General features: G+C 45.8%; 5 protein-coding genes. 2 read left to right on the top strand and 3 right to left on the bottom strand.

Annotated elements, in window-relative coordinates; all coding sequences use genetic code 11:
• Nucleotides 1-355 precede the first annotated feature (355 nt).
• Entirely contained in the window at nucleotides 356-1,999 is a 1,644-nt protein-coding gene (locus AB4Z08_RS35315; protein ID WP_441578486.1) for an ABC transporter substrate-binding protein, read from the bottom strand.
• A 45-nt stretch (nucleotides 2,000-2,044) separates the two neighbouring features.
• On the opposite strand from AB4Z08_RS35315, the gene AB4Z08_RS35310 reads away from it, so the two are divergent.
• Nucleotides 2,045-3,679 (top strand): M1 family metallopeptidase, encoded by a 1,635-nt coding sequence (locus tag AB4Z08_RS35310; RefSeq protein ID WP_441578485.1) that lies wholly within the window; start codon nucleotides 2,045-2,047, stop codon nucleotides 3,677-3,679.
• 123 nt (nucleotides 3,680-3,802) lie between these two features.
• Here the strand turns inward: AB4Z08_RS35310 and AB4Z08_RS35305 are convergent, their stop codons facing one another.
• Nucleotides 3,803-4,462 carry an NADPH-dependent F420 reductase gene (locus AB4Z08_RS35305; RefSeq protein ID WP_441578484.1) on the bottom strand — a complete coding sequence of 220 codons (660 nt, stop codon included), beginning with the start codon at nucleotides 4,460-4,462 and terminating at the stop codon, nucleotides 3,803-3,805.
• Nucleotides 4,463-4,614: 152 nt separating this feature from the next.
• Nucleotides 4,615-5,364: a menaquinone biosynthetic enzyme MqnA/MqnD family protein gene (locus AB4Z08_RS35300; protein WP_441578483.1), complete on the bottom strand. Its 750-nt coding sequence runs from the start codon at nucleotides 5,362-5,364 to the stop codon at nucleotides 4,615-4,617.
• A gap of 142 nt (nucleotides 5,365-5,506) precedes the next feature.
• Here AB4Z08_RS35300 and purB point away from each other — a divergent pair, with 142 nt between their 5' ends.
• Nucleotides 5,507-6,844 carry an adenylosuccinate lyase gene (gene purB / locus AB4Z08_RS35295; protein WP_441578482.1) on the top strand — a complete coding sequence of 446 codons (1,338 nt, stop codon included), beginning with the start codon at nucleotides 5,507-5,509 and terminating at the stop codon, nucleotides 6,842-6,844.
• The last annotated feature ends 269 nt before the right edge of the window (nucleotides 6,845-7,113 follow it).

Here is a 7,113-nt window from a genome sequence, read left to right as displayed (position 1 = left end):
AGTGTGGAGAATGCGGATCGTGCTCGGTATCGCTGAATTCATGGTGCATGCGGTGCATAACGCCATAAGCTCTTGGAATCAGGTATGATGAACCCTGGAAAAACCAGGTACTGAAATAAAAGAAACGTTCCCAGAACTTGCTGGTAGTATACATCTGGTGAGATGCATATCTGTGTAAATAGAATGTGTGAAAGAACAATGAAAAGAACCAATGCACACAAAAGAATATCAGGATCGCCGTCATTTCTAAAAAATGTAAAGTGACAAATAAGGGGCAAAGGTACAATAAATAGCCGGGAAAAATGCCAAAGAAGACAGTCCTATGGTCACCAAAATGTTAAAATAATTTTAAATTTTATTTTTTCTTCACCCAACGTAACTCCAACAGGTTCATACCGTTACCGGGGAATCCTGATATATTTGGCTGCACGAGCCGCACCACTTCGTCATAGAACAAAGGCACTACGGCCGCGTCCGAAATAATCATGTTATCCATAGCCCGGTACTGCGTATAGCGGATGCTGTCGTTGTTTTCCTCCAACGACTTTTCATATAATGCATCAAAGGCCGGGTTCTGATAACGGGTATAATTTGGCGGGGCGGGATTCTTACTGTAAAACATGGCCAGGTAACTTTCTGCATCCGGGTAATCAGCGATCCAGCTGCCGCGGAAAAACAATGCCTGTGATTTGGCCGTTTGCTCCATCAGCAAGCCTTTCTGTATCACCTCCACCTGTATACGAATGCCGGTTTCCTGCAACTGGTTGGCCACATAGTTGGCCAGGTCCGCATAAATAGGAATAGACAATAACCTGATCACCGGCAACCCTTGCCCATCAGGATAACCGGCTTCCCGTAGCAACTGTCTGCTCATAGCAGGATTATAAGGATAGCCCCTTACTTCTGCGCTGTCAAAAGACGGTAGTCCTGCAGGCACAAAACCCGCCATGGCAGCGGTGCCGATGCCATTGCGCAGATAGGTCATCATTTTCGTACGGTCGATACCGTAATTGATGGCCTGTCGTATTTTCTTTAAGCGGGTGGGCGATGTTTTCACCAGCGTATTCTCCGGGTCTGTCAGAAAGCCCAGGTATTCTGTATTCAGATAAGGATGCTTGTTCAATACCATCTTTCCCTCCCACTCCTTCCGGAGCTTGCCCTGCCTGGTCAGTACTTCATCTTTAAAGGAGGCGTCAATATCGTTCATGAAATCCAGCTGCCCCTGTCGGAACAACAGGAATTCAGATGCTTTGCTGTCCAGGAAACCTACCTGCACGGCTTCCATATAAGGCAGCCGATGCCCGGTGCTGTCTTTTTCAAAGTAGTCAGGATTGCGATGCAACACCAGCGCCTGGCCTTCGTCCCAGAGGAAAAAGCGGAAAGGCCCGGTGCCACAGGGATGATTGCGGAAGTCCTTTCCATACTTTTCGATGGCTTCATGTGGCACTATAGAGCAGTATTGCATGCTCAGGATGCCCAGCACCGGGTGAAAAGGACGATATAATGTCAATTCAAAAGTAGAGTCGTTGAGCGCCCGGAAGCCGCTGTCGGCGCTGAGTTTACCATTAAAGATCCAGGCGCCCGGTGAAGCAGTTACCGGGTCCATAATACGATGCAGACTGTACACCACGTCCTGTGCGGTCATGCGCCGCCCTTTGCCCCCGGGGAAAATATCGCTGTCGTGGAAGTATACGTCTGTTCTCAGGTCAAAGGTATAGGTACGATGATCCGCAGATACGCGCCATTGCTTCGCCAGCGAAGGTCGTATCACGAGGTTGCTGTCTGGTTCCACAAGGGTATTATACAACTGTTTTACCGCCCATATCACCTCCTGGCTTTTGGCAAAAGCCGGATCAAGTGAAGCAATGGCATTGGTACTATTGTACCGGAACACAGACAAACGCTGTTTCTCCGGGCTACCGCACGCCCCTAACAACAGGCTGCAGAGCCCAATAAAGCACCATCTGATGATAACCGCCTGACAATAACAACTTTTCATTTGGCAGTAAATTAATATCTTTCAGTCTAAAATATACGAATAAATATGCGCGGCATACCAATGCTTTGTATGGCCCTGATGGCAACCCTTACCGCAGCGGCACAGCAACAATTCAGCAGGGCGGATACGCTGAGAGGCAGCATTACTCCTCCACGCGCCTGGTGGGATGTGATCAACTACGACCTGCATGTACAGGTAAATACTGATGACAGCACCTTCCAGGGCTTTAACACCATTACTTACAAGGTACTGAAGCCAGATTCCCTGATGCAGATAGATCTGCAGTTCCCCATGGTGATAGACAGCGTGATACAGGATAAAAAATCCCTGTCGTTTACCCGTGACAGTAATGCCTGGTTTATAAAAATAAAAACGCCACAGGTAAAAGATAAAAAGAAACAGATCACCATTTTTTACAGCGGGAAACCACACCGGGCAAAGAATGCGCCCTGGGATGGCGGCATCGTATGGTCTAAAGATGAAAAGGGCCGTCCGTGGATAGCCACGGCAGTACAAGGTTTGGGCGCCAGCGTATGGTGGCCGAATAAAGATACCCAAAGCGATGAGCCGGAAGACATGACCATTAACGTCACCGTACCTTCAGAACTCGTAGACGTTTCCAATGGACGCCTGAAGAAAACCATCGACAACCCCGATGGCACTCACACCTTCATATGGTACGTAAGCAACCCGATTAACAACTATGATGTAGCGCTGAACATAGGTAATTATATAGAGATAAAAGACAGCTACTCCGGCGAAGGCGGCAGACTGGATCTCGGCTACTGGGTATTGGATTATAATGAAGAAAAAGCCAGGGAACACTTCAAAGTAGTAAAGCCTATGCTGAAATGTTTTGAATACTGGTTTGGGAAATATCCTTTCTATAAAGACAGCTACAAGCTGGTAGAGACGCCGTTCCTGGGCATGGAGCACCAGAGCGCGGTGGCCTATGGCAACAATTTCCAGATGGGCTATAAAGGCACTGACCTTTCCGGTACCGGCTGGGGACTGAAATGGGATTTCCTGGTTATACATGAAAGCGGTCATGAATGGTTTGGTAACAGCATCACCAGCAAAGACCTGGCGGATATGTGGATCCACGAATCCTTTACCAACTACTCTGAAACCTTATTTACAGAATGTGCATATGGCCCTAAAGCCGCACAGGAATATGTACAGGGCATCCGTAAAAATGTCAAGAATGATGAACCTATCATAGCACCCTACGGCGTGAATGCAGAAGGTAGTGGTGACATGTATTATAAAGGCGCTAACATGATCCATAATATCCGGCAGATCATGGAAAACGATGAAGCTTTCCGGCAGATGCTGAGAGGATTGAATAAAACGTTCTACCATCAAACCGTTACCACGCAACAGGTAGAAGAATATATGAGCCAGGTAGTGGGTATGAATCTGAATAAAATATTTGATCAATACCTGCGTCACACTACTATTCCAACGCTCGAATACCGTTTCGCAGGGCAGCAGCTGCAATACCGCTGGGTAACCGATGTAAAGGACTTTAATATGCCGGTGAGAGTGAAGTTGAGTGATAATGGTTATAAGCTGATCTATCCCGGTACATTATGGCATAGCTCCAATATTACACTGAGCGATCATAAGAATTTTGAAGTAGACAAGAATTTCTTCATAAAAACAAGAGAGGTGAAGTGAGCTGTTAGCCGATGAGCTTTTAGCCATTAGCTTTTAGCTGTTAGCAAAATGCAGCGAAGACGAAAGCAGTATATGCCGGTCTCCGCTGCATTTTGCTAACAGCTAAAAGCTAATGGCTAAAAGCTATTTTTTAAGCAACTTAAATGCGTGCCCGGTGCTATCGTTTAAAAAGCCGTAGGCGGCCCATAAAATGGAGAGTGGTTCTATGCTCCGGCTCATTTCTATATTGCCCATATCTGCTACATCATTCCATCCTATCTGGTGCAGAAGGTTAATGACCTGTCTTTTTGCATCCGCGTTATTACCGGCGATGAACATGGTAGGTGAGCCTTCCTGGAATTCGGGGAGGAGCATTCTTTCATGACCAATACAGCTGAGGGCCTTTACTACATTGGCATCTGGCGGTAGCCAGGCTTGTATTTGTTCTCCTGCAGAATTATTATGGCCGATGGTAAAAGTGAGTCTTCCGCTTTCATCGGGACCTTTGCCATCGAGTGGATTGGTTACATCAACCACTGTTTTGGTTTTGAAATTCCAGATGCCTGCTGCTTCAATGGCTTTTTTGGTACCTATCCAGCTGGTGCAGATCAGGAGTAATTCCCCGAATTCTGCTGCCTGTCTGAAAGTGCCTGCCGTCGCCTGTTTACCTTGTTTCTTTATCCATTGCTGCAATGATTCTTTGGAAGGATTACGGGTGCCGATAGTAACATGATGCCCTGTTTGAATAAGACCTTTGCCAAGGGTTAGCCCTACCGGACCGCTTCCCAGGATACCGATTTTCATGAGCGTAGATTAATATTAAGCAGATGATGGTGCGAAACATGAAGATAAGCAAAAAGCTTAAAGCATAAAGCAAAAAGCTATTGAAGCGAATGATATAAGCAAATATTTAATTATTTAGTCGCTTATATTATCCGCTTCAATAGCTTTATGCCTTAAGCTTTCTCCTCTATAAGGTATCCCAGGAACTTCTGCATCCCCTGCCGTTTGGCGGGTGTGAATGGATAGCTGATGTTATGGATATAATAGGTAGTCAGATCGTAGATGTCGTAAGGGTTTTCGGCTACCACGGCAGGAATATTTTTAATGCCGATACTGGTGGCCTCATTAAATTTCCTTGTAAACTCGGCTGGCAGCGGTTTATTGCTGATCCAGGCGGCAAATACAAATGGCAAACTGGTAAATCGTACCCAGTTTTCAGCGAGGTCATATATATACGGTGATACCTTGCGTTGTGCCAAAGCACGGTCGCCGATCACCAGACCTGCGTCTGTTCCTTTGATTTTATCCTGGTAATCGCCGCTGGTGTTGACAAATTCCACGTCCAGCTTCCAGTACTCACGTACCAATACCTTGAGCAAGGCTACAGAAGTCCGGCTCTGGTAATCCAGGTAAATACGTTTAATCTCATTTAAGGGTACATCACTATACAAACAAACAGACGCCACAGGTCCTTCGGCGCCAATACAATAATCTGCTATAATATGATACTCCTTTAATTTAGGGATAATTGCAACTGGCACCAATGCCACGTCTACATCTCCATCTATCAGCTGCTGGGCTATTTTAGCCGGATAATCCATCGATAATTCCATCATCTCCATCACCGGATGATTCCTGAATCCATACAATAAAGGCTTCGTATTCAAATAACTTACAGCCGCAACTTTTACTTTCCGTTCCAATTTCAGTAATTTTGAAGCTGCAAAAGTAACTAAATCCCGGTTAACAAGTTCCAAATGAATAATTGTCATCCTGTAAATCAGGGTTCAGAGAGAACTTGTAGCCCACTAAACATGTTAATTGTAATACTGGAATACATACATTATGCAACTACAACCATTAACTGCCATTTCTCCGCTGGACGGGCGCTATCGCAAGCAACTGGACGAGCTGGCCAATTATTTTTCTGAATTTGCGTTGATCCGTTACCGTGTGATGGTAGAGGTGGAATATTTTATTGCGCTCTCTGAGCAGAAGCTGTTTACACTGCCCAAAGCCAAGTTCCCTGCCCTGCGTAAAATTTACCAGGAATTCACCATCGAGAACGCTCAACTGATCAAAGACACAGAAAAAATTACCAACCACGATGTGAAGGCAGTGGAATATTTTCTGAAGAATGAAATGAAAAACCTCGGTTTGGAAGACAAACTGGAATGGGTGCATTTCGGTCTTACTTCACAAGACGTCAACAACACCGCTACCCCCCTCCTTTGGAAAGATGCAGTAGAACATGTGTACATGCCCGCGTTGGCCAATATGATCCTGGAACTGAAAAAACTCGGTAACGGATGGATGAAAGTGCCCATGCTGGCCCGTACCCACGGACAGCCCGCTTCTCCCACCATTCTTGGTAAAGAAATACTGGTATTCGTGGAGCGCCTGGAAGGACAGGTAAACCTGCTGGGACAAATTCCTTTTGCCGCAAAATTTGGCGGTGCTACCGGTAACTTTAATGCGCACCACGTAGCTTTCCCTAAAATCAACTGGGAAAAATTCGGCGAAAAATTCGTGAATACCACGCTGGGCCTGCAACGTATGAAATATACCACGCAGATTGAGCATTATGATAACATCTCCGCTCAGTTTGATGCACTGAAACGTATCAATACCATCCTGCTCGACTTCTGCCGCGATATATGGACGTACATCTCCATGGATTACTTCAAACAGAAGATCAAAAAGAATGAAGTAGGATCTTCTGCCATGCCGCATAAAGTGAATCCTATTGACTTTGAAAATGCAGAAGGTAACCTGGGTCTGGCTAACGCACTGTTTGAACACCTGAGCGCCAAACTGCCTGTATCCCGCCTGCAGCGCGATCTGACTGATTCTACGGTATTACGTAATCTGGGTGTACCATTTGGCCATACCCTGCTGGCAACTAAGTCTATCCAGAAAGGATTGGGTAAACTGATCCTGAATGAAGCGAAGTTGCATGCCGACCTGGAAAACAACTGGGCCGTAGTGGCAGAAGCCATTCAGACCGTTTTACGCCGTGAAAACTATCCACAACCATACGAAGCCCTGAAAGAGCTGACCCGTGGCGGTGAACAGATCACCCAGAAGAGCATGCACAAATTTGTGGACGGCCTGAAAATCAGCGCTGCCCTCAAAAAAGAACTGAAAGCTATCACGCCACACAACTATACCGGTTTGTGGTAATCGCATAAAACTTAAAAGCTCCGTCCTGTTGGACGGAGCTTTTTTAATTCTTTGACTCCCGAAAGCAATTCTCTGCGATCAATGCGTTAGTAGCCGTGAGGCCCTGGTTTAACAAACGCTATACTGTGTATTAATCTTTATTCCCGCTGCACTTCATTTGTTACTGGTATCGCCGGCATTTCATCTTCTGTTTCTGAAATAATAGACTAACTACATTGGTGATCATCACCAGTGCATTAATTCCTTCAGAGAAAAATGATTTGCTTGAA

The sequence above is a fragment of the Chitinophaga sp. RAB17 genome, from assembly GCF_052114225.1.
Classification (GTDB): domain Bacteria; phylum Bacteroidota; class Bacteroidia; order Chitinophagales; family Chitinophagaceae; genus Chitinophaga.
This window is presented reverse-complemented; position numbering and strand designations above follow the sequence as displayed.

Excerpts from the sequence above, each read along its gene's own strand:
- purB (WP_441578482.1), top strand. The coding sequence starts at position 5,507 with ATGCAACTACAACCATTAACTGCCATTTCTCCGCTGGACGGGCGCTAT.
- AB4Z08_RS35315 (WP_441578486.1), bottom strand. The coding sequence starts at position 1,999 with ATGAAAAGTTGTTATTGTCAGGCGGTTATCATCAGATGGTGCTTTATT.
- AB4Z08_RS35310 (WP_441578485.1), top strand. The coding sequence starts at position 2,045 with ATGCGCGGCATACCAATGCTTTGTATGGCCCTGATGGCAACCCTTACC.
- AB4Z08_RS35305 (WP_441578484.1), bottom strand. The coding sequence starts at position 4,462 with ATGAAAATCGGTATCCTGGGAAGCGGTCCGGTAGGGCTAACCCTTGGC.